A 26,209-nucleotide genomic window follows, 5' to 3' on the forward strand; every position below is an offset into this window, starting at 1 on the left:
TTTGACATCATGAGGGGAAAACTACAGCAGGCGGCGTGCCGCTTCCACCACGATTTTTACCGCGTGGCTTTCGGTTTTCTTCATGGTTTCAGCGTTCGGGATCTCTTGCTGGGTACGGTTCACGATTACCCCGGCAACCATCCCCGCACGCAGGCCCTGGCTGGAACACATAGTCAGCAGAGTTGCGGATTCCATTTCGTAGTTCATCACGCCCATCTCCTGCCACTCCTTCATGGAGCCTTTAAAGCGGCTCACTACGCGGCCGGACAGCGTGTCATAGCGCTCCTGGCCCGGATAGAAGGTGTCTGAAGAAGCGGTCACGCCGATGTGGGTGGTTGCGCCCACGGCCTTAGCGGCCTCCACCAGCGCGGTAGTACAAGCGAAGTCTGCCACTGCCGGGTATTCCATCGGCGCAAAGTGCAGGCTGGCACCGTCGAGGCGAACGGAGGCGGTTGTCACCAGCACCTCACCCACGTTGATATTTGGCTGAATGGCGCCGGTCGTGCCCACGCGCAGGAAGGTACGAATACCCAGCTGCGCCAGTTCTTCAACCGCGATAGAAGTAGAAGGGCCGCCGATACCGGTAGAACAGATGATAACCGGCTTGCCGTCCAGTTCAGCACGCCAGGAAGTGAATTCACGGTGGGAAGCCAGCTTAACCGGCTTATCCATCAGCGCGGCGATTTTTTCCACACGCTCAGGATCGCCCGGGACAATCGCAAGCGTAGCCCCTTCGAGGTCATTTTTGGTGAGGCCGAGATGGAAAACATCAGACTTGGACATAACAGACTCCTCTGTAGAGTAGGTTTCAGGAGAAGCAAAGCGGTACTTTACAGAACCCCTGAGCATAATTTCGTGATGACGCTCACTTTGAATGAAACAAATTACATTATTTGTATTCACAGTAGTGATTCACATCACACATAAAGGACGATCGGCCTGTTTTTTGTCCATTGCTCGCGTTTTTTGCCGACCAGATTTGTTACTAATCCTGGCTATAGTTATCACACTGCGCTAATGCTGGTTCGGAGAAAACCATGAAACAAAAGCAAACAACACATAACACACCGGGCGAAGGCTTCGCACCGGCGGCCTCCCCCGTTGCCTCTACCGTCGTTTCCACTCCGGAGGAAGCAATCCAGTGCGGGGAAACATCTATTCCAAGCCAGGGCGACAACATGCCTGCTTACCATGCCAGGCCCAAAAACGCCGACGGCCCGCTGCCGGTAGTTATCGTTATTCAGGAAATCTTTGGCGTACATGAATATATCCGTGATGTCTGCCGCCGTCTGGCCCTCGAGGGCTATCTGGCCATCGCCCCCGAACTTTATTTTCGCCAGGGCGAGCCGGGAGATTTCGCCGATATCCCCACGTTGCTAAGCGGCCTGGTCTTTAAAGTACCGGACAGCCAGGTGTTGGGCGATCTCGACCACGTAGCCAGCTGGGCTTCACGCAACGGCGGCGACGCCCACCGCCTGATGGTCACCGGCTTTTGCTGGGGCGGGCGCATAGCATGGCTGTACGCGGCGCATAACCCGCAGCTTAAAGCCGCAGTGGCCTGGTACGGCAAGCTGACTGGCGAGAAAACGATGAACTCTCCGCATCACCCGGTCGATATCGCCATCAATCTTAATGCGCCAGTTCTCGGACTTTATGGCGGCCAGGATACCGGCATTTCACAGGAGAGCGTTGAAAGCATGCGCCAGGCTTTACGCGCGGCCAATGCCAATGCTGAAATCATAGTTTACCCGGAAGCGGGCCATGCTTTTAATGCGGACTATCGCCCGAGCTATCATGAGGAGTCGGCGAAGGATGGCTGGGAGCGAATGCTGGCGTGGTTTAAGCGCTATGGGGTAAGGAAGTAAGAAACGGGGGCTAAATGCCCCCGCTTTGTTTTTTTGGATTATTCGTTACGCAGGTTCTGCGCCGCTTTCACCATATTAGCCAGCGCCGCGCGGGTTTCCGGCCAGCCGCGTGTTTTCAGGCCGCAGTCTGGGTTAACCCACAGGCGTTCTGAAGGGACAGACTCAGCCGCTTTCTTTAGCAGGGCCTCGATCCATTCCACATCAGGCACGTTCGGGGAGTGGATGTCGTAAACGCCCGGCCCAATTTCGTTCGGGTATTCGAACTCTTTGAACGACTCCAGCAGATCCATATCTGAGCGCGAGGTTTCGATGGTGATAACGTCCGCATCCAGCGCCGCAATGGAGTCCATGATGTCGTTGAACTCGCAGTAACACATGTGGGTGTGGATCTGGGTGTCATCTCGCACCACGGCGGCGTTCAGGCGGAAGGCCTCAACGCCCCACTCCAGATAAGCCTGCCAGTCGGACTGGCGCAGCGGTAAGCCTTCGCGCAGGGCCGGTTCATCAATCTGAATGATGCCGATACCCGCTTCTTCGAGGTCCGCCACTTCATCGCGCAGCGCCAGCGCAATCTGCTTAGCGATAGTCTCGCGAGACACATCTTCACGCGGGAAAGACCAGCAGAGGATGGTTACAGGCCCGGTCAGCATGCCTTTAACCGGTTTGTCGGTCAGGGACTGCGCATACTTAGCCCACTCAACGGTAATTGGCTCAGGGCGGCTGATATCGCCGATAACAACCGGCGGCTTAACACAGCGGGAACCGTAGCTCTGTACCCAGCCGTTTTGGGTGAATACGAAGCCATCCAGGTGCTCACCGAAGTATTCAACCATGTCGTTACGCTCGGCTTCGCCGTGTACCAGCACGTCCAGCCCCAGGCGTTCCTGCTCGATAATCGCCTGCTTAATGTGTTCGGCAATGCCGGTGCGATAGTTGTTAGCGTCCAGATTCCCCTTCTTGAAGTCCAGGCGCAGGCCGCGAATCTCAGTGGTTTGCGGGAAGGAACCGATGGTCGTCGTTGGCCATGCCGGCAGGTTAAAGCGCGCGCGCTGGGCAACGGCACGGGCGTTATAGCTGCTCTGACGCTGGCTATCCTGAGCCGTTACCTGCGCCAGACGCTCGCCAACGGCGGCATTATGTACGCGTTTAGAATTACGGCGAGCCTGAATCGGCGCACTCCACTCGGCAATTTTAGCGGTGTCGCCGCTGTTCAGAGCTTCGGTCAGGAGAGACAGTTCGGCACACTTTTGCAGGGCGAAGGCAAACCAGCTCTTCACTTCCGCATCCAGACGAGTCTCCACGCTCAGGTCGATTGGGCTGTGCAGCAGGGAGCAAGAAGAAGCCACCCACAGGTCACGCTTGCCCACCAGCGCTTTAAGCTGCGCGTATTTCTCGGTCAGGTCAGCACGCCATACGTTACGACCGTTGATTACTCCGGCGGACAGCAGCCAGTCAGCAGGCAGCTTCTTGTGGATTTCGTTCACGTCGTCTTTACCGTGCACGAAGTCTACGTGCAGGCCCTGCACCGGCAGCGCGGTGATGGTGTTCAGGTTCGGGCCAACGCCTTCGAAGTAAGTAGTCAGCAGCAGCTTAACTTGGCCGGTCAGCGCGTCATAGGCCGGTTTAAAGGCATCTAACCATGCCTGCGGCAGTTCAAGAACCAGCGCAGGTTCGTCAATTTGTACCCATTCAACGCCGCGTCTTCCCAGCTCGGCCAGCACCTGCTGGTACACCGGCAGGATATCTTTCAGCAGGCTGAGGCGGTCAAACTGCTCGCCTTTCACTTTGCCAAGCCAGAGGTAAGTTACCGGCCCCAGCAGCACAGGCTTCACTTTATGGCCCAGCGCCAGCGCTTCATCCACTTCTTCCAGCAGTTGGGTCCAGGTGAGTCTGAACTGCTGGCCTTTGGTGAATTCCGGCACCATGTAATGGTAGTTAGTGTTGAACCACTTGGTCATTTCAGCGGCGGCAGCCGGTTCACCGGTCGGTGCGCGGCCGCGGCCAATACGGAACAGGGTGTCGATATCTACGCTGCCATCTTTGCTCTGATGACGAGCCGGCACGTTACCGAGCAGCAGGCTGGTGGTCAGAACATGGTCGTACCAGGCGAAATCGCCCACCGGAAGCAGCTCAACGCCAGCCTGTTTTTGTTGGTCCCAGTGGCGGGCACGCAGTTCGCGGCCAACCGCCAGTAATTCTTCGCGGGAGGTATTGCCTGCCCAGTAGCTTTCTTGTGCTTTTTTCAGCTCGCGCTTGAGGCCGACGCGAGGGAACCCGAGGGTGTGGTTATGGATTGTCATGGTGTTTCCTCTATTCGGTTCGATGTATTTAGCCATCCAGATGTTTACACCGCTATAATCAGCAGGTACTGTATATTCCTCAAGCGCAATTTGTTCATGACGAAGTGAAGGACTTTCATGATCGAGATTAAACACCTGCGGACGCTGCAAGCGTTGCAAAACTGCGGCTCCCTCGCCGCCGCGGCTGCGGCCCTGCATCAGACTCAGTCTGCTCTCTCTCACCAGTTCAGCGATCTGGAGCAGCGTCTCGGCTTCCGCCTGTTCGTTCGTAAAAGTCAGCCACTTCGTTTTACGCCTCAGGGCGAAATTCTGTTGCAGCTTGCGGAGCAGGTGCTTCCGCAAATTGGCCGCGCCCTGCAGGCATGTAACGAGCCTCATCAAACGCGGCTGCGCATTGCGATTGAGTGCCACAGCTGTATTCAATGGCTGACCCCGGCGCTGGAAAACTTCCGTCTGCACTGGCCGCAGGTGGAAATGGACTTTAAATCAGGCGTCACTTTTGACCCGCAGCCGGCCCTGCAACAAGGCGAGCTGGATATCGTATTAACCTCCGATATCCTGCCGCGCAGCGGGCTGCATTATTCGCCGATGTTTGATTTTGAAGTGCGCCTGGTTGTCGCCACTGACCATCCGCTGGCGCACAAAGCGAGTATTGAACCTGAAGATTTAGCCAGCGAAACGCTGTTGATTTACCCGGTACAGCGTAGCCGCATGGACATCTGGCGTAACTTCCTCCAGCCAGCGGGCGTTAGCCCTTCGCTGAAAAGCGTAGATAACACGCTGCTGCTGATCCAGATGGTGTCGGCGCGGATGGGCATTGCCGCCCTACCGCACTGGGTGGTGGAGAGTTTTGAGCACCAGGGTTTGATAGTCACCAAAACCCTGGGCGAGGGATTATGGAGCCGCCTGTATGCGGCAGTGCGCGACGGAGAGCAGCGCCAGCCGGTAACCGAGGCGTTTATTCGCTCGACGCGCCAGCATGCCTGCGACCACCTTCCGTTTGTGAAGAACGCGGAGCGACCCACCGGCGATGTACCCACAGCGAGGCCATTATCACCGTTCCCCCAATGATAAAGCTCGGCCAGTGCGGCTGCTCCTGCCAGATAGCAAGGTTGACCAGCAGCCCGGCCGGAACGTGCACGTTATTCATGATGCCGAGCGTACCGGCATCCACCTGAGTCGCGCCGTAGTTCCACATAAAGTAGCCCAGCCCGGAAGCCACCACACCCAGCCAAACCAGAATCCCCCACTGTAGCGAAGTGGCAGGAAGCTTCTGCGGATTACCGAGGGTGAACCAGGCCACGACGGCGACAATAAATGCCCCGAGATAAAACCAGGAAAACGCGCAATGCTGCGGCATCGGGTGGGTTTCCATCAGGCGCTTATAGCCCACCATCCCAATAGCGAAGCAAATATTAGCCCCCTGCACCAGCAGCAGGCCAATCCAGAAGTGCTCGCTCACTTTGTCATAGCGAATAATCGCCGCCCCAATCACCGCCAGCCCCGCGCTCAGAGCGTAGCCCCAGCGCAGCTTATTGCCGCTCAACAGATCGTAGATAAGCGTCACGTACAGCGGCGTCATCACCGTAAACAGCAGGAATTCGGAAACCGTCAGGTACATGTAGGCGCGGAAGCTGAAGAGGTACATTACGCCCAGTTGAAGCGCCCCCACCAGCATGTACAGCAGCAGCGTTTTTGGCCGGTAGCCCTTAAAGCGCAGGAACGGCAGGAACACCAGTGCCGCCAACCCAACGCGCATCAGCACGGAAAAGTAGCTATCTACATGCCCGGCAAGGTATTCGCCTATCAGGCTAAAAGAGAAGGCCCACAGAATTGTGGTGATGATAAGTAATGGCACGATGAGCAATCCGAAGCGAACGATATTGCGCCATTGTAACCAGTGGACAGCAGGCTGGCTTAACTATTTAGTTGACGAGTGGTCATTATTAAACCACCCGTCATTTTGCCCATTACTCGGCTTTCAGGAACAGTTTACGCAGATAGTGCGGCACCGCGTTATCCCCGTTGGTGCCGATAACCTCAAGCTCCGGCAGCAGGTCTTTAAGGCGCTGGTGGGCGTTGCCCATGATGCAGCCCTTTCCGGCCATGCTCAACATCTCGGCATCGTTCATCCCGTCGCCGAAGGCAATACAGTCTTTCAGCCCAAAGCCCATCGCTTTAGACACCGCTTCCAGCGCATGGCCTTTGGAAACGCCGCCCGCCATCACTTCGAGGCAGGTGAGCGTAGAGAAGCTCACGTTTACACGGTCACCCCAGCGGGCGTTAATGGCCTGCTCAAGCGGCAGCAGCGCGTCGTGGTCGTCACAGGTGAAGAACACTTTGCTGACCCCGTCGGCTTCCAGCAGGCCAGGTTCAAACAGCGTGTAGCTAAATTTAGCTTCCTGGAAATATTTCATCTCTTCCGGACGATGACGGTTCATAAACCACTCGTCGCCGCGGTAGACGTTGGTCACGATGTCAGGGCTGTTGTGCATCACGCCAAACAAGTCCTGAGCGATATCGTGGTCAAGGTCGTGAGAGAACACCAGATTGCCGTCGGTGTCGTGCACGCGAGCACCGTTGGAGGTGATCATGTAGGCCGAGATCTCAAGATTATCGCGGATTTGTGCCACATCAATGTGATGGCGGCCGGTGGCAAAAACAAAGTTAACGCCTTCGGCTGTGAGCAGTTTTAATGTTTCTTTCGCATAAGCGGAGAGGAAATGGTCGGGAGACAGCAACGTGCCATCTAAATCGGATGCAACGACGTGGTACATAGGATTATTCAGCCTCTGGTGAGATATTTTCAATTAGTTATGCCGGTCGAAAAACTCGAGTACGGCAGACAGCGCTCTGGCGCGCATAGTGTCCTTTTCAAACAGGATCTCGTGATACGCACCTTCAATAACGTAAGGTGATTCCCCCTCACAGGGATGACCCGCCGCGGCCTTAATTTCGCAGAAACGCTGGTGCGCACGGTTGTCCACCACGCGCTCCTCTTCTGCCTGGAGTAAAAAAATCGGCGTGGTGATGGCAGCGGCTCCTGCTAACACCTTTTCTCCGGCGAGTATTCCTTCTCGTACCCAGTGGAACGTTGGCCCCCCCACCCGCAATGCTGGCTCATCAGCATAAAAACGCAGGCTACGGCGGTAGCGCTCCTCACTGTGGGTCAGGACGTTAACGCTAAACGGCAGCGCACGCCAGCGACCTGTTCCTATTGCGTAGCCTTCCCGAATACGCGGGTGCCCTTCAGCCCAGTCAAGAATATGGCGAACCATCCACTCTGGCCAACGCAGCGTAATACCAAACATCGGCGCACAAAGCGCAACCGCGCTGAAGGCATCGGGGTTCTGCTGTAGCCAGAGTGCGGCAATCGCGCCGCCCATTGAGTGGGCCAGCATATAGCGTTCACGCCAGCTGCCCGGCGCAACTTCCTGCTGGTAAAAACGGTCAAAATCCTCAACGTAGTCGCTGAAGTTCACAACATGCCCGCGGTGGCTGTCCGAAAGCAGTCGTCCGGATCGCCCCTGCCCGCGGTGGTCGATGATGAGAACATCGAAACCGCTGTGGAATAAGTCCCAGGCAAGCTCGGCGTATTTCACATAGCTTTCGATTCTGCCAGGGCAGACCACGATAACGCGATCGTGCTGTGGCGAAGTGAAACGGACGTAGCGCACAGGAATGTCATCAACGCCGGTGAATTCACGCTCTTCACGCCTGCGCCAGAATTCCGTAAGCGGGCCTGTCGCGAAAGCAGCAAATGCGTCTTCGCGTTCTAACCATCCATTTTTATGCTGAGACATAGGGGTCGGCATCAGGTATCTTTGGTTTTTTTGTGGCTCGTGGCACGCTTATCAACAATAGCGTATTGTGGCATAAAAGTGCGCATCCAGGGAGCTTAGCATGACCTTCGAGTGGTGGTTTACCTACCTGCTAACCACATTAATTCTTAGCCTTTCACCCGGTTCCGGGGCCATTAACACCATGACGACAGCCATCAGCCACGGCTACCGCGGCACGGTGGCGTCTATTGCCGGGCTGCAAACCGGGCTGGCGACCCATATTGTGCTGGTTGGCATCGGCCTTGGTGCGCTCTTCTCGCGCTCTTTACTGGCTTTCGAAGTCCTGAAATGGGCCGGTGCCGCCTATCTTATCTGGCTGGGCATTCAGCAATGGCGTGCCGCCGGGGCGCTAGACCTGAACACGCTGGCCACCAGCCAGCCGCGCAGCAGGCTGTTCAAACGAGCGGTGTTCGTCAACCTGACCAACCCCAAAAGCATCGTGTTTCTTGCCGCATTATTCCCGCAGTTTATCGTGCCGCACCAGCCACAGATGATGCAGTACGTGGTGCTGGGGGTAACAACGGTGGTTGTGGATGTGTTCGTGATGATTGGCTATGCGACACTGGCAAAACGCATTGCCGGCTGGATAAAAGGGCCGCGCCAGATGAAAGCCCTGAACCGGGTATTTGGTTCGTTGTTTATGTTGATTGGCGCGCTGCTTGCCGGAGCGCGCCAGGCCTGATTATCGGGAAATGATCAGGTGGATACCAAATCCGGTGAACAACGCGCCCGCCATACCGTCGATCCATTTGGCGAGGCGCTGATAGCCGCGACGCATTTTCGGTAACGCGAACAGGCTCGCCACCAGGCTGAACCAGGCAAAGGTTTCAATCGCGATCAGCACAAACAGGCCCCAGCGTTCCGCGCTGCCCACATTGTCGCCCACGAACAGCGAGAACACGCTGCCGAAGTAGATAATCGCTTTCGGGTTAGCCAGGTTGGTCAGCAGCCCTTTAACAAAGCTCTTTCCGCCGCTCGCCAGCTCCACCGTCGGCGCTTCCTCGCTTTTGACCTCTTTCTTCAGCGCACCGCGCAGCATTTGATAGCCCATCCAGCACAGATACAGGCCGCCGCCGACCATAATGACGTTATGAAGCCACGCCATTTTTTCGAGGATCAGGTGCAGGCCAAGCAGCGCAACACCCGCCCAAACCATCACGCCAGCGGTAATGCCCATTACGCCCATCATCGCTTCTTTGCGGGAGCGGCTTACGGCGGTCTGGGAAACAAAGAAAAAGTCAGGGCCCGGGCTCATCAGGGCAACAATGTGCACCAGCGCCACGGTCAGGAATAGCATTAACATAGGAGATAGCTCGCGTGCAGATAATTCATAGAGTCAGTATCCTGCCACTTTTCCTGCAGGCAGGCTACTCTTCATCAACCCCGTCAACATGGTCGCGGATCATCGTCATAAACGGGCGACCAAAGCGCTCAAGTTTGCGGGTGCCCACGCCGTTAATCCCCAGCATTTCACCCGGAGAGAGCGGCATTTGCTCCGCCATTTCGATAAGCGTTGCATCGTTGAACACCACGTATGGCGGGATATTTTCTTCGTCGGCAATAGATTTTCGCAGTTTGCGCAGCTTGGCAAACAGTTTGCGGTCGTAGTTGCCGCCAAACACTTTCTGGCTGGCGCGCGGCTTGAGCACCACAACGCGCGGCACCGCCAGCATCAGCGGCTCTTCGCCACGCAGATAAGGGCGGGCCGCTTCCGTCAGCTGTAATGCCGAGTGCGCGGCGATGTTCTGCGTGACAACGCCAAGGTGGATCAGCTGGCGAATAACGCTCACCCAGTGCTCCGTCGTGTGGTCGCGGCCTTCGCCATAAACTTTCAGCTTGTCGTGGCCGAGGTCGCGAATACGCTGGTTATTGGAGCCGCGAAGCACTTCAACCACATAGCCCATACCAAACCGCTGGCCGACCCGGTAAATGCAGGACAGCGCTTTCTGGGCATCCATCAGCCCGTCGTAGCGACGCGGCGGGTCAAGGCAGATATCGCAGTTGCCGCAGGCCTGCTGGCGGCCTTCGCCGAAATAGTTGAGCAGCACCAGACGGCGGCAGGTTTGCGCTTCGGCAAAAGCGCCCATCGCGTTGAGCTTGTGGCGCTCAATATCCTGGAGCGCCCCGGGGGCTTTCTCCTCCAGGCACTTACGCAGCCAGGCCATATCGGCAGGATCGTAAAACAGCATCGCTTCCGCAGGAAGACCATCTCGCCCGGCGCGCCCTGTTTCCTGGTAATAGGATTCGATGTTGCGCGGAATATCAAAGTGGGCAACAAAGCGCACGTTCGGCTTGTTGATGCCCATACCAAACGCGACGGTAGCCACCACGATTTGCAGATCGTCACGCTGAAATTTTTCCTGCACTTCGCCGCGGACCTGGTGCTCCAGCCCGGCATGGTAGGCTCCGGCGCTCACGCCCTTGCTTTGCAGACGGGCGGCAATGTCTTCCACTTTGGCGCGGCTGTTGCAGTAAATAATGCCGGATTTGCCGCGCTGCTCCTGAATATATCGAGTCAGCTGATCGAGAGGTTTGAATTTCTCCATCAGCATGTAGCGGATATTGGGCCGGTCAAAGCTGCTGATTTGGATGAGCGGATCGTTAAGGCCGAGCAGGCGCACAATATCCAGCCGGGTAGTATCGTCCGCCGTCGCGGTTAATGCGACAAAGGGCACAGCCGGGAGGCGCTCGCGAAGCTGACCAAGCGCGGCATACTCAGGGCGGAAGTCGTGCCCCCACTGGGAAATACAGTGCGCTTCGTCCACCGCTACCATCGAAAGCTGCCAGTTGCTGAGATGGTCAATAAAGTTGTCCATCATCAGGCGTTCGGGCGCGATATACAGCAGGCGAATTTGCCCGGTACGGCAGCCAGCCATCACTTCCTGCTGCTGCTCACGGCTTTGGGTCGAGTTGAGGCAGGCCGCCGCTACGCCGTTAGCCAGCAGCTGATCGACCTGGTCTTTCATCAGGGAAATAAGCGGAGAGACCACTACGGTAAGGCCGCCAAATACCAGAGCAGGTATTTGATAGCACAGCGATTTACCGCCGCCGGTCGGCATCACCACCAGGCAGTCACGCCCCTCCAGCACCGTATCGATGATGGTTTCCTGGCCCGGACGGAATTGCTGATACCCGAAGGTTTCCTGCAAAACCTGCCTTGCCAGCGACGCCTGATTGATTACTTCCGCCTGTGTCACGCTATCCCCACTACCTAAAATTCAGGCGCCATTTTCAGCGCCCGGAAAAGAAACTGCAATGCTTTAGAAAAGATCGTTAAGCATAACGCCTACGCCAACCCGTGTCTGGTTAAAGTTGTAGTCGATGAGCGATTCACCATAGCCGCTGTACACCTGAGTGTAGAAGCGAACGTGCTTCGTTATCGGGTAGCTAACGCCGAGTTCCGCGCCGCCGTAGCCGCTATTCCAGTTGTACTGCCCTTTCACGCTGAATACCGCATCGCCAAGCGCATAGCCAACTTTGAGCTGGTAATAACCCATGTATTTGGTGATATCCGGGTTGTCGTCAACGCTGCCCACAACGTACCAGGGCTTAACTTCTACCTGCCAGTCGCCGTTTTGCGCCATCAGGCGCGTATACAGGCGGTTCCAGCCGCGTGAAGTCGGGTCAGAGCGGCCATTTGAATCGTGGTTATAGCCAAATTCAACGTCGCGCAGCGTCCAGCCGGCGAAGCTCGCATCGGTAGCAAAGCCCAGGAACAGCTGCGGCTCATAGTTGGTTTCGCGAAACGGCGAGGACTCATTGCGGTTGGAAAGCTGCCACCAGGACTTCTGGGTATAAGAGGCTCCCAGCACCGAGTTATCCCCAAGAATGCCGCGCCACAGCGGGAATGCCAGGCTGAGCTGAAATTTCACCTCATCCTTACGGGCGTTGCTGGCCCAGTCATAGGAGCTAATGGCTTCTTTATTCAGGTCGCTGGTCCAGGTGTAGAGCAGGTAGTTCGTGTCGTACGGGTAAAGCGTAAAGGGGTTGTCATGCTCTTGCAGCAGGTTGGCAATAACGCTGCCGCGTACCGCTGGCTTGTCGTGAACTTTATCAATAGTGGCTTCTTGAGCAAAGGCGGAGAGCGGCAGCAGCGCGGCCATTCCCCATCCCAGAGATTTCAGCATTAGTCTCGTTCTCCATAACACAAGGTTTCAAAATATTAAGCGGCATTCATTCTACAGACTCAGGGTTTCCGCCCGATAGCTATCACTCTTAAAGTGGAAAGCAACAAATGAGAAGCATAAAATAAACACCTTGTTAACTTATTCATTATTTGTTCGAGGAATGAACCATGTCTTCCCCTCTGCTGACCACCGAAGAAGCGCTAAAGCTGGTGGGCGAAATTTTCGTTTACCACATGCCTTTTAACCGCGCCCTCGGCCTTGAACTGGAGCGCTACGAAAAGGCATTCGCCCAGCTTAGCTTTAATAACCAGCCGATGATGGTCGGGAACTGGGCGCAAAGCATTTTACACGGAGGCGTTATTGCTTCCGTACTGGACGTGGCGGCCGGGCTGGTCTGCGTCGGCAGCACGCTCACCCGCCACGATACGATAACCGAAGACGAACTGCGCCAGCGCCTGTCCAAAATGGGCACCATCGATTTACGCGTCGATTATCTGCGCCCCGGCCGCGGAGAGCGTTTTACCGCCAGCAGCAGCTTGCTTCGTGCCGGTAATAAGGTCGCGGTCGCCAGGGTCGAGCTGCATAACCAGGACCAGGTCTACATTGCCAGCGCAACCGCAACCTACATGGTAGGGTGAGAAGATAAATCCTGTTACTATTTGCGCACTATTTTTTTGCTGAGCGTTTTTCATGGATCCGAAACAGACTCGTCAGGGAGTGATGCTTGCTCTGACTGCCTATTTTATCTGGGGCATCGCGCCGGTTTACTTCAAATTTATACACTACGTACCGGCCACCGAAATTCTTACCCACCGCGTTATCTGGTCATTCTTCTTTATGCTTGCCCTGATAAGCGTCTGCCGCCAGTGGCCGCAGGTGAAAAGATCCTGCCAGAACCGCAAAAAAATCTTAGCGCTGGCGCTGACCGCCGTGCTTATCGGCGGCAACTGGCTGTTGTATATCTGGGCGGTTAATAACCACCATATGCTGGAAGCCAGCCTCGGGTATTTTATTAACCCGCTGGTTAACGTTGTGCTGGGGATGCTGTTTTTAGCCGAGCGTTTTCGCCGTATGCAATGGGTCGCCGTGCTGCTGGCGGTCTGCGGCGTGCTGGTACAGCTGTGGACCTTCGGCTCGCTGCCGCTCATCGGCCTTGGCCTGGCCTTCAGCTTTGCTTTTTACGGACTTATCCGTAAAAAAATTGCCGTCGACGCGCAGACCGGGATGTTGTTCGAAACGCTCTGGCTGCTGCCGATTGCGGCGATTTATCTGTTTGGCATTGCCGATAGTGCCACCAGCCATATGGGGCTGAACCCGTGGTCTCTGAACATGATGCTCATCGCCGCAGGCGTTATCACAACCGTGCCGCTGCTGTGCTTCACCGCCTCCGCAACCCGCCTGCGCCTCTCAACGCTCGGTTTCTTCCAGTACCTGGGGCCAACGCTGATGTTCCTGCTGGCCGTGAGCTTCTACGATGAAGTTATCACCCAGGACAAAATGATAACCTTCGGCTTTATCTGGGCGGCGCTGGCGCTATTTATTGCCGATGCTATTTATACCCAACGGCGAACGAAATCCGGCCGTTAAGCCAGATACGAAAAAGGAGCCCTGCGGCTCCTTTTTTCTTACAACCAGTTCTTACGCTTAAAGTAGAGATACGGCGCTAAGCCCGCGAGCATCATAAAGATAATCGCCCCGGGGTAACCAAAGCTCCATTTCAGCTCGGGCATAAACTCGAAGTTCATCCCGTAGCTGGAGGCCACAAGCGTTGGCGGCAGGAAGACGACGGAAACCACCGAGAAGATTTTGATAATGCGGTTCTGCTCGATGTTGATAAAGCCCATCGCCGCCTGCATCAGGAAGTTAACCTTCTGGAACAGCGATTCGTTGTGCGGCAGCAGGGATTCGATATCCCGCAGGATCTCGCGAGCCTGTTCCAGTTGCCCACCCGGCAGGCGGGCTTTACGCACCAGGAAGTTCAGCGCACGCTGGGTATCCATCAGGCACAGGCGCACCTTCCAGCCGATATCTTCCAGCTCGGCCAGGGTGGAAAGCGCGGCGTCGTATTCATCGCCCTGATGCCCTTCCATGATCACGCGGCTCAGCTGTTCGAGGTCGCTGTAGATGTTTTCTATTTCATCCGCCAGCTGTTCGATTTTGGTTTCAAACAGGTCAAGCAGCAGCTCCCAGGCGTTGCCGTCTACCATCGACTGGTTGCGGGCGCGCATGCGGTAAAGACGAAACGCCGGCAGTTCGCGCTCGCGCAGCGTATACAGGCGGCCTTCACGAATAGTAAAGGCTACCGTGCTGTTGCCCGCGTGGTCGTCCGCATCTTCAAAGAAGAAAAAGGAGTGGATGTGAAGCCCGTCTTCGTCTTCAAAGAAACGCGCGGATGCTTCGATGTCTTCCAGCTCTGGTCGGGTTGCCAGGCTTTGGCCAAGTTCCGTTTGCACACGCTCTCGCTCGCTCTCTTCCGGCTCGACCAAGTCAACCCAGACCGAATTGGTCAGGTTATCGGTCTCGTCCAGCTCGAGGCGGGCAAGGCGATTATTTTCCAGTTGAAATGCGCTCAGCATGACCGGGACTCCCAATGCAAAAAAATATCAGGGACAATTCGGTTGGCACACAGACAGAAACGATAGAGGTTTCAGACCATTAAACAGTCTGACTCAAGGGGCGACGGGATATAAAATATATGAGGTCGCTGACAACCACGAAGGCTATCAGCACCGGAGGATAGCCTTAGAAGTTGTACCTGGATGACAGGTTATTGAGCCAGCATCTACTGGGTGTGTCCAAGGCGAGTGTCCTCTTAGCGTAATCGTGCGCGCATGTTACGCCACCGCTAATATGGCGTCAACACGCAACGGGACACGGCTGAATAAGTTCATACCAGTGACACATAAAGGGTAGCGCAAACTCAGATAATTGCGATTATTTTCTGTAACTTACACGGTTTCCAAGCGGGCATAGGCGGCAACCAGCCACTTAATTCCCTGCCCCTGAAACGCCACTTGAAGGCGGCTGTGCTCGCCGCTACCTTCAAGGTTAACCACGGTGCCTTCGCCGAATTTAGGATGGCGCACGCGCTGCCCAAGACTAAAGCCTGAATCATTCTGCGCAACCGGCGTGCCCATACGCTGATGGCTTACCGGTCGGCTGATGCTGGCGCGCAGGCGAACTTCTTCAATGCAGTTTTCCGGCAGTTCCCCGATAAAACGTGAAGGCCGGTGATAGACCTCTTTACCGTACAGACGGCGGGTTTCGGCGTAGGTCAGGGTCAGTTTCTGCATCGCGCGGGTGACGCCCACGTAGGCCAGGCGACGCTCTTCTTCCAGGCGCCCGCCTTCGTCGAGCGACATCTGGCTCGGGAACATCCCTTCTTCCATCCCGACGATAAACACCTGCGGGAATTCGAGGCCTTTTGCCGAGTGAAGCGTCATCAGCTGCACCGCATCCTGCCAGGTGTCCGCCTGCCCTTCACCCGCTTCCAGCGCGGCGTGGGAGAGAAACGCCTGCAGCGGCATCAGATCTTCGTCTTCATCCTGATAGCTAAACTGGCGCGTAGCGGTGACCAGCTCCTCTAAGTTCTCAATACGGGTCTGGCCTTTCTCGCCTTTCTCCTGCTCGTACATCATGAACAGGCCGGAATCCTTAATCACGCGATCGGTCTGAACGTGCAGCGGCATGTCGGCAGTTTCATGCGCCAGAGCATCGATAAGCTCCATAAAGCGCTGGAGCGCCGAGGCCGCGCGCCCGGCCAGCGCTTTTTCCTGCAACAGCAGTCGACAGGCCTGCCACAGCGTTAGCTGCTGGTCGCGGGACGCCTGGCGCACGACGTCCAGGGTGCGGTCGCCGATGCCGCGGGTTGGCGTATTGACCACACGCTCGAAGGCGGCATCGTCATTGCGGTTTGCCATCAGGCGCAGATAAGAAAGCGCGTCTTTGATTTCCTGGCGTTCGAAGAATCGCATGCCGCCGTAGATACGGTAAGGCATGCTGGCCTGAAGCAGCGCCTCTTCCAGCACACGCGACTGGGCGTTGCTGCGGTAAAGAATGGCGCATTTTTCCAGCACGCCGCCGTTTTCCTGCCAGGTCTTGATGCGGTTTACCACAAAGCGCGCTTCATCCAGCTCGTTGAAGGCGCAATAGATAGAGATAGGTTCGCCGTCGCTACCGTCGGTCCACAGCTCTTTCCCGAGGCGGCCCGAGTTGTTGGCAATCAGGGCGTTGGCGGCGTTCAGAATGTTGTTCGTCGAGCGGTAGTTTTGCTCCAGACGAATAGTTTGTGCGCCGGGGAAGTCGTTAAGGAAGCGCTGAATGTTTTCAACCTGAGCGCCGCGCCAGCCGTAGATAGACTGGTCATCATCGCCGACGATCATTACCTTGCCGGAATCCCCGGCCAGCAGGCGGATCCACGCGTACTGAATGTTGTTAGTATCCTGGAATTCGTCCACCAGGATATTGGTGAAGCGTTCGCGGTAGTGGTTCAAGATATGCGGTTTGTTCAGCCAAAGCTCGTGGGCACGCAGCAGCAGCTCGGCAAAATCCACCAGCCCGGCGCGATCGCACGCTTCCTGATAAGCCTGGTAAACCTTCTGCCAGGTTTGCTCCACCGGATTGCCATAGCTTTCGACGTGGTGGGGGCGCAGGCCTTCGTCTTTTTTGCCGTTGATGTACCACATAGCCTGACGCGGTGGCCACTGCTTCTCGTCAAGGTTCATCGCCTTAATCAGGCGCTTGAGCAGGCGCAGCTGGTCTTCGCTATCGAGAATCTGGAAATCCTGCGGCAGGTTGGCATCCATATGGTGGGCGCGCAGCAGGCGGTGAGCCAGCCCGTGGAAGGTGCCAACCCACATGCCGCCCTGGCTGGTGCCCATCAATTGGCTAATACGATGGCGCATTTCCGCCGCCGCTTTGTTGGTAAAGGTCACCGCCATAATGGAATACGGTGAACAGTTTTCGACCGTCATCAACCACGCGATGCGGTGAACCAACACGCGAGTCTTACCACTGCCCGCCCCGGCCAGCACCAGCATATTGCTGCGCTTGGCGGCAACCGCTTCACGCTGTTTATCATTGAGGCTATCAAGCAGGTAAGAAACGTCCATTGGCACCGCCGTGTAAAGTTGTTAAAACTCGAATGATGACGAGTATTAACCACTGGTGATTTATACAGAATTATTGACGATTATATCAGCGCGCTCAGGGATGCCAACCGCGAAATCTCCAGATGGGGCAACAAACGGCTGTCATCTATCCGCATCAGGTCGCCTTCGCGCAGATTTATCCAGCATGCCTGCATGCCGCAGCGAACCGCGCCCGCCACGTCGGTCGTCAGGTCATCGCCAACGTGCAGAATTTGCTCCAGCGGCACGCCCAGCCTGCTCGCGGCCAGGTGATACATATCGCTGAACGGCTTGGCACGGCCATCCGGCCCGGCACGCAGAATGAATTTGAAGTATTTATCCAGCCCAAACAGGTGAGGCTCAGCATTGCCGTTGGTGATAGCCACCAGCGGCCATTTCGCGGCGAGCGCGGCCAGCGTGTCGTGAGTTTCCTGTGGGATATCAATCCGGCTGCGCCATTTGGCAAAGTTTTCCATCGCGGCGGCGGCACCGGCAAAAGCGTCTTCCGCACTTAGGCCGGCATCCAGCATGAGTTGTTCAACGGAACGGCGACGCCATTCCGTAACGTCATGATAAATTTCAGGCTCTTTCTTTAGCAATGCTTCACGCCTGCGGTAGAAGTCCGACGTGGTCAAAGTGCTAAGGTTTGGATGGTAATTCTGCACGAAAGTCAGCGATTCCTGCACGGTACGCAGGATAACCGGGCGGTTATCGTACAGCGTGTCGTCAAGATCGAAGGTCAGAGCGGCAATTTGCCCGAGCGGGCGGTAAAAATGCATTACGATTTCCCCCGTTTGGCGCGTGGATGCGCTGCATCATACACCGAGGCTAAATGTTGAAAGTCGAGATGGGTATAGATTTGCGTGGTAGAGAGGTTAGCGTGGCCCAGCAGCTCCTGAACCGCTCGCAAGTCGCCGCTGGACTCCAGCATGTGCGTGGCGAACGAATGGCGCAGCTTATGAGGGTGTACATGGCTGCTTAGCCCCTGCTTGATGCCCCATTCGGCAAAACGCTTTTGCACATTACGTGCGGAGATCCTTTTCCCTGTTTTGGCGAGGAACAAAGCGTCATCGTCCGGGCCAAACAGCTCACGCAGATCAAGCCAGTGCTCAACCCATGTTACGGCGCTGCGGCCAACGGGTACGCGGCGTTCTTTGCTGCCCTTGCCCATGACCCACACTTCACCGGTAGACAAGTCAATATGGCCGCAGTCCATGTTCACCAGCTCGGAAAGGCGCAGACCCGCACCGTACATCACTTCCAGCATCGCCCGGTCGCGTACCGCCAGGGGATCGTTGAGATCGATATCCAGCAGATGATTAACGTCATCCACTTCAATGTTTTTTGGCAGGTGTCGCCCGGCCTTCGGGGTGGTAATGCCTTTCGCCGGGTTGGCTTTTAGCTCGCCCTGGCTGACCATCCAGTCGAAAAAGCTGCGTAATGCAGAGAGCCTGAGCGCCAGGCTGGAAGCCTGAAGACCGGCTCTGCGGCTGCGTACCGCCAGCGAGCGAACCGTGGCGGCATCGCACTGCTGCCAGCTTTTCAGCTTCATCTCTTCGCCAAGGTGGACAATCGCCCCCAGCTGGCGCCGGTAGTTAAGCAGGGTGAGCGGGCTGAGCTGGCGCTCAACCTTCAAATAACGCAGGAAGCCATCAACATGGAGCTGTAGCGAGGAGTCCGTCATGCGCGTTCAATCCAGCGCTCCAGCAGGTCGGGCAGCATCAGCGCCAGTTCGTGCAACAGCTGTGTACCCTGACCCTGCTGATAATGCTGGGGATCACGACTGCTGAACAGCAGTACGCCAAGGTCACCTTCGTTGCCCATCAGCGACAGCGCTACCGAGCCAATAGCTTTCGCCTGCGGCAGCACCAGCAGCAGCTCCGGGCCGTTCAGCGGGCCAAGATAGTGCTGGCTTTCACCGAGGCGCTGAATACGCAGCGGCTCAAACGCCTGCCGGTTTAGCGCCAGATGAGTAAAGTCGGACGGCGCGCCGATACGCCAGCGGTCAGCAAAAAGCCGGATGTTCGCACCCGCCAGCCCCATTTCCCGCGCCCAGCGGTGCAGGCGATTAAGCATCTCCTGCAGGCTGGAGGCCGAAGCCAGACGCCCCTGAAGCTTCAACAGACGGTAGAACAAGCCTTCGTTAGCGCTTGCCTGCTCCATGAGCAGCGTCATGTTCTCTTCAAGGTGGTTAATGTGGTTACGGCTCCGGGCCATATGCCACTCCACCAGCGAAACGGTGCCGCGCACCGGGTGCGGCACCTGCATGCTCTCCACCTGATGGGCGTTACGAATAAAGAAATCGGGGTTGCGCTGAAGGTACTCGGCAACCGCGAGATCGTTAAGTTCCAGAAGGGCTTCTTGCTGTTCCTCGGCGTTCTTCATAGATGTATAAATCCATCGTAGACATGGGCCGCCGGGCCGGTCATATACAGCGGTGAATCCGGCCCTTTCCAGGCGATATCAAGGCGGCCGCCGGGCAGCTCAACGCGCACCTGCTCCGCCAGTAAACCTTGCTGAATGCCAACCGCTACCGCACCGCAGGCTCCGCTGCCGCAGGCCTGAGTCTCACCGGCTCCGCGCTCATAAACGCGCAGCTTTACGTGCTCGCGACTAACAACCTGCATAAAACCGATGTTGGCTCGTTCAGGAAAACGCTCATGGCTTTCCATCACAGGCCCCAGAGTTTCCACCGCTGCGGTTTCTATATCGTCGACCTGAATCACACAGTGGGGATTACCCATCGAGACCACGCCGCACATAATGGTTTGCTCGGCGGCACGCATAATATAGGTCTTTTCCGCTTTGTTTGCCCGGAACGGAACCTGAGAAGGCTCGAAGTTTGGTTCGCCCATATTGACGCGCACCATCTCATCTTCCGTCACGGTGAGCACCATGCGGCCATTCGCGGTGCTGACGCGAATTTCTCGCTTATTGGTCAGCCCCTTGAGACGCACAAAACGGGCAAAGCAGCGCGCGCCGTTGCCGCACTGGGAGACTTCGCTGCCGTCTGCGTTGAAGATCCGGTAATGAAAGTCGAGATCGGGATCGTACGGCGGTTCGACGATCAATAGCTGATCGAAGCCTACGCCGAGATGACGATCCGCCAGACGCCGGATCAGTTCCGGAGAGAAATAGATATTCTGCGTTACCGCGTCCACGACCATAAAGTCATTACCAAGGCCATGCATTTTAGAGAACTGCATCTTCTGCTCCATTAGCGCGGTGACAAAGCACGGTTTAGCTAGTAAATAACCTGAGTCGGCCCATTGTCCGTACCACGGCTGTTACGGGATGGCGTCGTCTGGATTGTCTGTTCAGGGGTTGCGCTATGGGTCGTCGGCTTGGCTTTGGTATCCGCCGGCGGGAAGTAAAGAGGCCCCTTCAGGCCGCAGCCGGTAAGGCTTGCAAGCATCAGCGCCAGAGCAAGAGGGCAGAAAATCTTCTTCATTATGGGGTTGCCTGTGATTCACTATTCTGCCGTCTATCATCGCAGGTGAACCCTGAAAAGCAATACTCTCGTTGCCCATTACCGCTGAAAATCGTCACCTGCCAAACCAGGCAAGAAAATAATCTCTGGTTTACCCTGATTAAGGGGCATCTTCGATTGCCGCCCCGCAGCTGCTCGGAACGAACGCTTGTTGTCTTTTAATGAGGTGACATAGATGAAACGGATCGGCATAACGGATTTGGAACGTGAAGCAGTGCAGATTTTAATTGAACAGGCGGCCCCCGGCAGATTTACCACACAGCTGGTCAGCGATATGGAAGCGGCAAATTCGGTCAAGCGTGGCGATCTCCATTATACCATCGGCGCTTTTCACTCCGGGATTGGCCCGGCTCTGGCCGTTGCAGTCGCCGTTTTGGGTTCAGAGAAATGCTGCACAATCTCCAGCCCGGACTCACCGGCCAGAGAGCAGCAAATTGCGCGCTGGGTGCGGGATGGGAAGGTCGCATTTGGCATTTCCATCGAGAATGCTTCCCGCGCCATCCCCCTGCTGGTTCACTATCTCGATGATGCCTGAAGCAGAGTTTCTTAATATCCCCGATGCTTTTATACTGCCCTGAAATACCAACAGGAAGCAGACATGAACGACAGCGAATTTCATCTATTAGCCGATGACCTGTGGCGCACCATTGAAGAACGTCTCGATGACTGGGACGGCGACAGCGACATTGATTGCGAAATCAACGGCGGGGTGCTGACCATCAGCTTCGAAAACGGCAGCAAAATTATTATCAATCGCCAGGAGCCGCTTCATCAGGTGTGGCTGGCAACCAAAAGCGGCGGCTACCATTTCAACCTCAAAGGTGATGAGTGGATTTGCGACCGCAGCGGCGCTGAATTCTGGCAGTTAATGGAAGAAGCAAGTTCCCAGCAGGCGGGTGAAGCCGTTAGCTTCCGCTAATTACTGCTGATACTGCTGCAGCAGCGGCGCTGAGTTGTCGTCCTGATTAACCGGCGCGGCTGTTGCTATCGACTGGGTGCGGAACGGAATGACCTGCATCCGGCCATCGACCTTCACGATTTGATAGAACTGCGGCAGGTTGAAGTTGATAAAGCTTGAGCCGTAAGTAAAGCGGTCGTGGGATGACGAATAGAAGCGGCTAACGTCGCGCACCAGCTCCTCTTTGCTCCCCTCGCAGTGGTGGTAAACCTCCGCCCGGTTGCTTTCGTCCAGAATATAGATATTGAAGCCCTGATCTTCACCAGCCTCTTCGAAGAAGAACTGAATAATCCCTTCGCTGGCAAAACCGTCTACCACGGCGGGTAGCTGAACCTGATTAGTGCCAACCTGAACGGACAGGCCGTGCAACTTGTTGTGCGAGATAGCGCCATAAAATTCGACGGCGTTTTCCAGTTTCTGAACCGAAACATTCAGGCGTTCGAAGAACAGGCCCCATGTCTGGCCGGAAACGCGTAGCGCCTTAAAGCGGCCGGGTTCCTGGCGGGTGCTGGAAAGGCGGAATTCAATACACTCGGAGACCAGTTGCTGAACGCGAGTGCGGATAAGTCCGCGCAGATGCTGGCTATAGCAGAACACTTCAACGCTATCCGGCGGCGCGGCGTCCTGGTGCATTTTGCCCAGAATAGTCTTCAGCGCCTCGATCATCGCCTGCTCGCCGTTAAAGTGCAGGGTACGCACTTCATTCCAGGAGTTGCGGTACAGCAGGTCGACGCTGCCTATCAGGCATTGCTGCTGCTCACCGAAGCTGAACACATCCAGCTTGCGGAAATCAAAATGAACCACCTGATTGCGGAAGGCAGCCGTCGGGTCATATTCGAGGTTGACGATTATCGCCAGATGGCGAATTTCGCACGGGCTGTAGAGCGCTTTTGGCGTTGGGGCCGGAAGACGCAGCGGGAAGTGATGTGAAACATCCGCCACCATCTCCTGCAGCTTCGGTAAATCACAAATGCCGTTGCCCTTAATAAACAGGCGAGTGCGTGAGGTCAGCAGGCCGTTAAAGTAGGCCCATGCCACCAGCTTATTAAGATAACGGTTATATTCCAGCGGTTGATGGCTGACGATGGAATCCATGTTCGGCGCACGGTTGTACAGATACCAGCCGGAGCGGTTTGCGCGGCCCAGCGGCACATGGATAAAGGTCAGGTTTGGCTCGGAGAGATCGGGCGAGATCTGCGGGTTAACCAGCGTGACTTTCCCCGGAAGCGCTTCAAAAGCCGCATACAGCTTACGCGTAAGCACGCCGATATCCTGCGGGCTGGCGGAAACGCTCAGATTATTACGGCGCGCAAAGCGAATCAGGTTGCGATAGCTTTGCATCATCGCGTCGAGCAGCTCGTTATGCGCTTCGCGCACCTGGTCTATTTTCCAGTTGGCGCGGTTATCCAGCATGGTGAGGCGAGCCTCGTCCCAGCCCCAGCCTTTCACCAGTTGGGTCAGCACTTCTCTGCGCCAGCCGACGCAGGCGCGTTCCCGTGACAGTTTTTCGCAGACTTTCAGATAGAAGCAGCGGCGTACGAGGTCAAGGCGCGCGTTGTCCTCAATTTGCGTGAGGTAGTCGGTCACGCGTTCCAGCATCATGCAGTATGGATCGAGGCCAAACGAGACAATTTCGCCATCGTGCAGGCGCTGCTTGATATCTTTTGCCAGCAGGCGCGTATTCGGATATTCCCAGGAGTAGGCTTCCAGCAGCAGCGTTTTAAGCACCGCTTTGTAAGGCGAGTCGATACTTTTATAGAGCTGCCACAGGCTGGCACCAAAGTATTCCTCGGCGGAGAGCGAGCTCAACCCTCCGAGATCCAGCCATTCGTTCGGCGTCAGTACGCCCTGGGCATAAAGCGTCATGACGTAATCGTCGTAATGCTCTTCTTCATCGCCCGGGACCATGTTCCAGAGAATACGTTTCCCGGCGAGGCGAACAGCGGTGCGGTAAAACTCATCCAGCAGCAGGATGTGCTGAGTGGAGCCGCAGTCTTCGCCGCCCAGGCTGCCGCTTTCATTGTGGCGGAAGCGGTTTTCGTCAATCAGGAAGAAGCTAACCTCGACGCCAAGCGATGCGGCCCAGCTTTCAAGCAGGCTGCATTTGCGCTGCAACAGCTGGCGCTCGTCGTTATCGAGCCAGGACTGGTGGCATACCCAGATATCGAGGTCGGATGAACAGCTCTGCCCCACGGAGGAGGTGCTGCCCATAGAATAGAGGCCGGTAATCGGCAGTTCGCCCGTGGCCGACTCCTGCCGCGGCATTCCGCGCTGCAGTTCGAGTTCGTCCAGGTAGTGGCGCTGGGTTTCATCAGGCGTGTAAATGCAGATGCCCCGGGGAACGTTACCGTCAAGGTAACCCGGCATCAGCGGGTGATGATAATGTAATAACGTTGGCAGTAGACTGTAGACCTGTTGGAAAGCAGGCCCCATGGCAGCAAGCGCGCGATCTACGCGCAGTTGGTTGATGGCATCCAGTCTCTGTTTAAGTGTCTCAATATAGAGGTACAAGACATATCGCCTGATGGTTTCAGTATTACGAAAAAACCCGTTTCGTGGTTTGTTGTCCCCGTGATTATAAACGATCGGGACAGCAATTGCTGGAAACGTGATCAATTTAACACCTTGCCTGTTGACCGTAAAGAAAGATGCGCTACCAAAAAGGGTAAACGCCCGGCCAAAGGCGATTTCTTCCATAATACGAATCTCGTCCCTCTGTTGCCGCAAAAGCCGCCGTACCTGACAGCCTTCCGCTAACAGTGGTAGGATGGTCGGTGGACGATAATTACGGTAACAAGCATGTTAGACAATATACTCAGAATTGCCACTCGCCAAAGTCCTCTTGCACTTTGGCAAGCACATTATGTTAAGCAACATCTTGAAGCTTTCCACCCGCAGCTGACCGTTGAGCTGGTGCCTATGGTGACGCGCGGTGATGTCCTGCTGGACACGCCATTAGCCAAAGTAGGCGGGAAAGGATTGTTCGTTAAAGAGCTGGAGCTGGCAATGCTGGACGGGCGGGCGGATATCGCCGTTCACTCGCTGAAAGATGTGCCGGTGGAGTTCCCCGAGGGTCTTGGGCTGGTCACCATCTGCGAGCGCGACGATCCGCGTGATGCCTTTGTCTCGAATCACTATCCAACGCTGGACAGCCTTCCACCGGGCAGCATCGTCGGCACCTCGAGCCTGCGCCGACAGTGCCAAATTGCCGAGCAGCGCCCAGATTTAGTCATTCGCTCCCTGCGCGGCAACCTGGGCACCCGTCTGGGCAAGCTGGATAAAGGCGAATATGATGCCATTATTCTTGCCGTGGCCGGGCTGAAACGCCTTGAGATGCAGGACCGTATCCGCTACGCGTTACCGCCGGAAGTCTCCTTACCTGCCGTCGGCCAGGGTGCCGTGGGCATTGAGTGCCGCCTGGATGATGAGCGCACGCGAGCGTTGCTTGCCCCCCTCAATCATCATGAAACCGCGGTTCGTGTGAGCGCCGAACGGGCGATGAACATGCGCCTTGAAGGCGGCTGCCAGGTGCCAATCGGCAGCTATGCAGAATTGAAAGATAATGAGCTTTGGCTGCGTGCGCTGGTGGGCGCGCCGGACGGCTCGGTGATGGTTCGCGGCGAACGCCGGGGCAAACCGGAAGATGCCGTTGCCATGGGCGTTTCGCTGGCAGAAGAGTTGCTGAATAAAGGCGCACGCGAGATCCTGGCCGAAGTCTATAACGGAGACGCTCCCGCATGACTATTCTTGTCACCCGCCCCTCCCCAGCCGGGGAAGAGTTAGTGAGCCGTTTGCGCGCACTCGGGCAGGTGGCGTATAGCTTCCCGCTTATTGAATTCTCTCCAGGCCGACAGCTCGCTCAGCTACCGGCCCTGCTGGCGGCGCTTGCGCCTGGCGATCTGGTGTTTGTGCTTTCGCAGCATGTTATCGAATATGCCAGCCCTCTTTTACGCCGCCAGGGTATAACCTGGCCTGAGCATCTCTCCTGGTTTGCCATTGGCCGTACCACGGCGCTGGCTCTGCATACCGTCAGCCATCTGCCGATTCGCTACCCGCAAGATCGGGAAACCAGCGAAGTCTTGCTACAATTACCTGAATTACAGAATGTTGCCGGAAAACGTGCGCTGATTCTGCGGGGTAACGGCGGCCGTGAACTACTGGGCGAAACGCTTGAAGCGCGCGGCGCGCAGGTAAGCTTCTGTGAGTGTTATCAGCGAAGCGCTATCATTTATGATGGAACAGAAGAGGCGCACCGCTGGCGGGAACGAGGTGTCTCGACGCTGGTTGTGACCAGCGGTGAAATGCTGCAACAGCTCTACACGCTAACGCCAGCCTGGTATCGCGAAAACTGGCTGCTCCGCTGCCGGCTGCTGGTTGTCAGCGAGCGCCTGGCGAGCCTTGCCCGGGAGATGGGCTGGCAGAATATTCAGGTCGCCGCGAATGCGGACAATGACGCGCTGTTGCGCGCGTTACAACAAACCTAACAATAACAGGACGC

At 56.3% G+C, this 26,209-nt stretch carries 26 protein-coding genes; 9 read left to right on the plus strand and 17 right to left on the minus strand.

The window, feature by feature from the left end; genetic code table 11:
- Positions 1-21: 21 nt before the first annotated feature.
- On the minus strand, positions 22-783 hold the full coding sequence (gene udp / locus FOC35_RS07870; RefSeq protein ID WP_172568614.1) for a uridine phosphorylase: 762 nt from the start codon (positions 781-783) through the stop codon (positions 22-24).
- 254 nt (positions 784-1,037) lie between these two features.
- Between udp and FOC35_RS07875 the strand changes: the two genes are divergently transcribed.
- Positions 1,038-1,865, plus strand: a complete 828-nt coding sequence (locus FOC35_RS07875; RefSeq protein ID WP_172568615.1) for a dienelactone hydrolase family protein — start codon at positions 1,038-1,040, stop codon at positions 1,863-1,865.
- Positions 1,866-1,903: 38 nt separating this feature from the next.
- Here FOC35_RS07875 and metE read toward each other — a convergent pair whose 3' ends face one another.
- A complete protein-coding gene (metE, locus tag FOC35_RS07880) occupies positions 1,904-4,165 on the minus strand; it encodes a 5-methyltetrahydropteroyltriglutamate--homocysteine S-methyltransferase (protein ID WP_172568616.1) in 2,262 nt (753 codons plus the stop codon).
- Between the two features lie 117 nt (positions 4,166-4,282).
- Here metE and metR point away from each other — a divergent pair, with 117 nt between their 5' ends.
- Entirely contained in the window at positions 4,283-5,236 is a 954-nt protein-coding gene (gene metR / locus FOC35_RS07885) for an HTH-type transcriptional regulator MetR (protein ID WP_016539008.1), read from the plus strand.
- On the opposite strand, the gene FOC35_RS07890 is transcribed toward metR, so the two are convergent.
- The 3 genes from FOC35_RS07890 to pldB form a co-directional block, all read right to left on the minus strand.
- A complete protein-coding gene (locus tag FOC35_RS07890; RefSeq protein ID WP_172568617.1) occupies positions 5,124-6,023 on the minus strand; it encodes a carboxylate/amino acid/amine transporter in 900 nt (299 codons plus the stop codon). The two genes, metR and FOC35_RS07890, sit on opposite strands and share 113 nt — an antisense overlap.
- Positions 6,024-6,135: 112 nt before the next feature.
- Entirely contained in the window at positions 6,136-6,942 is an 807-nt protein-coding gene (gene yigL / locus FOC35_RS07895; RefSeq protein ID WP_016539006.1) for a sugar/pyridoxal phosphate phosphatase YigL, read from the minus strand.
- A 33-nt stretch (positions 6,943-6,975) separates the two neighbouring features.
- Complete coding sequence (gene pldB / locus FOC35_RS07900; RefSeq protein ID WP_172570337.1) at positions 6,976-7,968, minus strand: lysophospholipase L2; 993 nt, start codon at positions 7,966-7,968, stop codon at positions 6,976-6,978.
- Positions 7,969-8,068: 100 nt separating this feature from the next.
- Between pldB and rhtB the strand changes: the two genes are divergently transcribed.
- Entirely contained in the window at positions 8,069-8,689 is a 621-nt protein-coding gene (gene rhtB / locus FOC35_RS07905; protein WP_016539004.1) for a homoserine/homoserine lactone efflux protein, read from the plus strand.
- Here the strand turns inward: rhtB and rhtC are convergent, their stop codons facing one another.
- The 3 genes from rhtC to pldA all read right to left on the minus strand — a co-directional run bounded on the left by rhtC (position 8,690) and on the right by pldA (position 12,134).
- Positions 8,690-9,310, minus strand: coding sequence for a threonine export protein RhtC (rhtC, locus tag FOC35_RS07910; RefSeq protein ID WP_016539003.1), 621 nt, complete (start codon positions 9,308-9,310; stop codon positions 8,690-8,692). It lies immediately after the preceding gene.
- 64 nt (positions 9,311-9,374) lie between these two features.
- Positions 9,375-11,204 carry an ATP-dependent DNA helicase RecQ gene (gene recQ / locus FOC35_RS07915; protein WP_016539002.1) on the minus strand — a complete coding sequence of 610 codons (1,830 nt, stop codon included), beginning with the start codon at positions 11,202-11,204 and terminating at the stop codon, positions 9,375-9,377.
- A gap of 63 nt (positions 11,205-11,267) precedes the next feature.
- Entirely contained in the window at positions 11,268-12,134 is an 867-nt protein-coding gene (gene pldA / locus FOC35_RS07920) for a phospholipase A (protein ID WP_016539001.1), read from the minus strand.
- 167 nt (positions 12,135-12,301) lie between these two features.
- Between pldA and yigI the strand changes: the two genes are divergently transcribed.
- Both yigI and rarD read left to right on the plus strand, forming a co-directional pair.
- Entirely contained in the window at positions 12,302-12,772 is a 471-nt protein-coding gene (gene yigI, locus FOC35_RS07925; RefSeq protein WP_016539000.1) for an acyl-CoA thioesterase YigI, read from the plus strand.
- Positions 12,773-12,824: 52 nt separating this feature from the next.
- Positions 12,825-13,721, plus strand: coding sequence for an EamA family transporter RarD (gene rarD, locus FOC35_RS07930; protein WP_172568618.1), 897 nt, complete (start codon positions 12,825-12,827; stop codon positions 13,719-13,721).
- A 38-nt stretch (positions 13,722-13,759) separates the two neighbouring features.
- On the opposite strand, the gene corA is transcribed toward rarD, so the two are convergent.
- The 8 genes from corA to FOC35_RS07965 form a co-directional block, all read right to left on the minus strand.
- The gene (gene corA, locus FOC35_RS07935; protein WP_016538998.1) at positions 13,760-14,710 is read right to left on the minus strand and encodes a magnesium/cobalt transporter CorA; all 951 of its coding nucleotides are present in this window, start codon (positions 14,708-14,710) and stop codon (positions 13,760-13,762) included.
- A gap of 166 nt (positions 14,711-14,876) precedes the next feature.
- On the minus strand, positions 14,877-14,933 hold the full coding sequence (ysgD, locus tag FOC35_RS22940) for a YsgD/CorL family protein (protein WP_353591484.1): 57 nt from the start codon (positions 14,931-14,933) through the stop codon (positions 14,877-14,879).
- A 149-nt stretch (positions 14,934-15,082) separates the two neighbouring features.
- Positions 15,083-17,245: a DNA helicase II gene (gene uvrD, locus FOC35_RS07940; protein WP_016538997.1), complete on the minus strand. Its 2,163-nt coding sequence runs from the start codon at positions 17,243-17,245 to the stop codon at positions 15,083-15,085.
- A gap of 80 nt (positions 17,246-17,325) precedes the next feature.
- Positions 17,326-18,042: a 5-amino-6-(5-phospho-D-ribitylamino)uracil phosphatase YigB gene (yigB, locus tag FOC35_RS07945; RefSeq protein ID WP_172568619.1), complete on the minus strand. Its 717-nt coding sequence runs from the start codon at positions 18,040-18,042 to the stop codon at positions 17,326-17,328.
- Entirely contained in the window at positions 18,042-18,947 is a 906-nt protein-coding gene (gene xerC / locus FOC35_RS07950; protein WP_172568620.1) for a tyrosine recombinase XerC, read from the minus strand. The genes yigB and xerC overlap by 1 nt, the downstream gene beginning before the upstream one ends.
- Positions 18,944-19,648, minus strand: coding sequence for a DUF484 domain-containing protein (locus tag FOC35_RS07955; protein ID WP_016538994.1), 705 nt, complete (start codon positions 19,646-19,648; stop codon positions 18,944-18,946). The genes xerC and FOC35_RS07955 overlap by 4 nt, the downstream gene beginning before the upstream one ends.
- A complete protein-coding gene (dapF, locus tag FOC35_RS07960) occupies positions 19,645-20,469 on the minus strand; it encodes a diaminopimelate epimerase (protein ID WP_172568621.1) in 825 nt (274 codons plus the stop codon). The genes FOC35_RS07955 and dapF overlap by 4 nt, the downstream gene beginning before the upstream one ends.
- Before the next feature lie 38 nt (positions 20,470-20,507).
- The gene (locus FOC35_RS07965) at positions 20,508-20,714 is read right to left on the minus strand and encodes a lipoprotein (protein ID WP_016538992.1); all 207 of its coding nucleotides are present in this window, start codon (positions 20,712-20,714) and stop codon (positions 20,508-20,510) included.
- A 214-nt stretch (positions 20,715-20,928) separates the two neighbouring features.
- On the opposite strand from FOC35_RS07965, the gene FOC35_RS07970 reads away from it, so the two are divergent.
- Together FOC35_RS07970 and cyaY are read left to right on the plus strand one after the other, a co-directional pair.
- Positions 20,929-21,288: a DUF2620 family protein gene (locus tag FOC35_RS07970; protein ID WP_172568622.1), complete on the plus strand. Its 360-nt coding sequence runs from the start codon at positions 20,929-20,931 to the stop codon at positions 21,286-21,288.
- 63 nt (positions 21,289-21,351) lie between these two features.
- Positions 21,352-21,672 (plus strand): iron donor protein CyaY, encoded by a 321-nt coding sequence (gene cyaY, locus FOC35_RS07975; RefSeq protein ID WP_016538989.1) that lies wholly within the window; start codon positions 21,352-21,354, stop codon positions 21,670-21,672.
- On the opposite strand, the gene cyaA is transcribed toward cyaY, so the two are convergent.
- Complete coding sequence (cyaA, locus tag FOC35_RS07980; protein ID WP_172568623.1) at positions 21,673-24,222, minus strand: class I adenylate cyclase; 2,550 nt, start codon at positions 24,220-24,222, stop codon at positions 21,673-21,675.
- A 288-nt stretch (positions 24,223-24,510) separates the two neighbouring features.
- Here cyaA and hemC point away from each other — a divergent pair, with 288 nt between their 5' ends.
- Together hemC and hemD are read left to right on the plus strand one after the other, a co-directional pair.
- Complete coding sequence (gene hemC, locus FOC35_RS07985) at positions 24,511-25,452, plus strand: hydroxymethylbilane synthase (protein ID WP_016538987.1); 942 nt, start codon at positions 24,511-24,513, stop codon at positions 25,450-25,452.
- Positions 25,449-26,195, plus strand: coding sequence for a uroporphyrinogen-III synthase (hemD, locus tag FOC35_RS07990; RefSeq protein WP_016538986.1), 747 nt, complete (start codon positions 25,449-25,451; stop codon positions 26,193-26,195). The genes hemC and hemD overlap by 4 nt, the downstream gene beginning before the upstream one ends.
- The last annotated feature ends 14 nt before the right edge of the window (positions 26,196-26,209 follow it).

The organism is Cedecea sp. FDAARGOS_727 (genome assembly GCF_012273235.1).
Classification (GTDB): Bacteria; Pseudomonadota; Gammaproteobacteria; order Enterobacterales; family Enterobacteriaceae; genus Cedecea; species Cedecea davisae.

Coding starts and splice junctions, on each gene's coding strand:
- udp (WP_172568614.1), bottom strand. CDS start 783: ATGTCCAAGTCTGATGTTTTCCATCTCGGCCTCACCAAAAATGACCTC.
- FOC35_RS07875 (WP_172568615.1), top strand. CDS start 1,038: ATGAAACAAAAGCAAACAACACATAACACACCGGGCGAAGGCTTCGCA.
- metE (WP_172568616.1), bottom strand. CDS start 4,165: ATGACAATCCATAACCACACCCTCGGGTTCCCTCGCGTCGGCCTCAAG.
- metR (WP_016539008.1), top strand. CDS start 4,283: ATGATCGAGATTAAACACCTGCGGACGCTGCAAGCGTTGCAAAACTGC.
- yigL (WP_016539006.1), bottom strand. CDS start 6,942: ATGTACCACGTCGTTGCATCCGATTTAGATGGCACGTTGCTGTCTCCC.
- pldB (WP_172570337.1), bottom strand. CDS start 7,968: ATGTCTCAGCATAAAAATGGATGGTTAGAACGCGAAGACGCATTTGCT.
- rhtB (WP_016539004.1), top strand. CDS start 8,069: ATGACCTTCGAGTGGTGGTTTACCTACCTGCTAACCACATTAATTCTT.
- rhtC (WP_016539003.1), bottom strand. CDS start 9,310: ATGTTAATGCTATTCCTGACCGTGGCGCTGGTGCACATTGTTGCCCTG.
- pldA (WP_016539001.1), bottom strand. CDS start 12,134: ATGCTGAAATCTCTGGGATGGGGAATGGCCGCGCTGCTGCCGCTCTCC.
- yigI (WP_016539000.1), top strand. CDS start 12,302: ATGTCTTCCCCTCTGCTGACCACCGAAGAAGCGCTAAAGCTGGTGGGC.
- rarD (WP_172568618.1), top strand. CDS start 12,825: ATGGATCCGAAACAGACTCGTCAGGGAGTGATGCTTGCTCTGACTGCC.
- corA (WP_016538998.1), bottom strand. CDS start 14,710: ATGCTGAGCGCATTTCAACTGGAAAATAATCGCCTTGCCCGCCTCGAG.
- uvrD (WP_016538997.1), bottom strand. CDS start 17,245: ATGGACGTTTCTTACCTGCTTGATAGCCTCAATGATAAACAGCGTGAA.
- yigB (WP_172568619.1), bottom strand. CDS start 18,042: ATGCATTTTTACCGCCCGCTCGGGCAAATTGCCGCTCTGACCTTCGAT.
- xerC (WP_172568620.1), bottom strand. CDS start 18,947: ATGACGGACTCCTCGCTACAGCTCCATGTTGATGGCTTCCTGCGTTAT.
- FOC35_RS07955 (WP_016538994.1), bottom strand. CDS start 19,648: ATGAAGAACGCCGAGGAACAGCAAGAAGCCCTTCTGGAACTTAACGAT.
- dapF (WP_172568621.1), bottom strand. CDS start 20,469: ATGCAGTTCTCTAAAATGCATGGCCTTGGTAATGACTTTATGGTCGTG.
- FOC35_RS07965 (WP_016538992.1), bottom strand. CDS start 20,714: ATGAAGAAGATTTTCTGCCCTCTTGCTCTGGCGCTGATGCTTGCAAGC.
- FOC35_RS07970 (WP_172568622.1), top strand. CDS start 20,929: ATGAAACGGATCGGCATAACGGATTTGGAACGTGAAGCAGTGCAGATT.
- cyaY (WP_016538989.1), top strand. CDS start 21,352: ATGAACGACAGCGAATTTCATCTATTAGCCGATGACCTGTGGCGCACC.
- hemC (WP_016538987.1), top strand. CDS start 24,511: ATGTTAGACAATATACTCAGAATTGCCACTCGCCAAAGTCCTCTTGCA.
- hemD (WP_016538986.1), top strand. CDS start 25,449: ATGACTATTCTTGTCACCCGCCCCTCCCCAGCCGGGGAAGAGTTAGTG.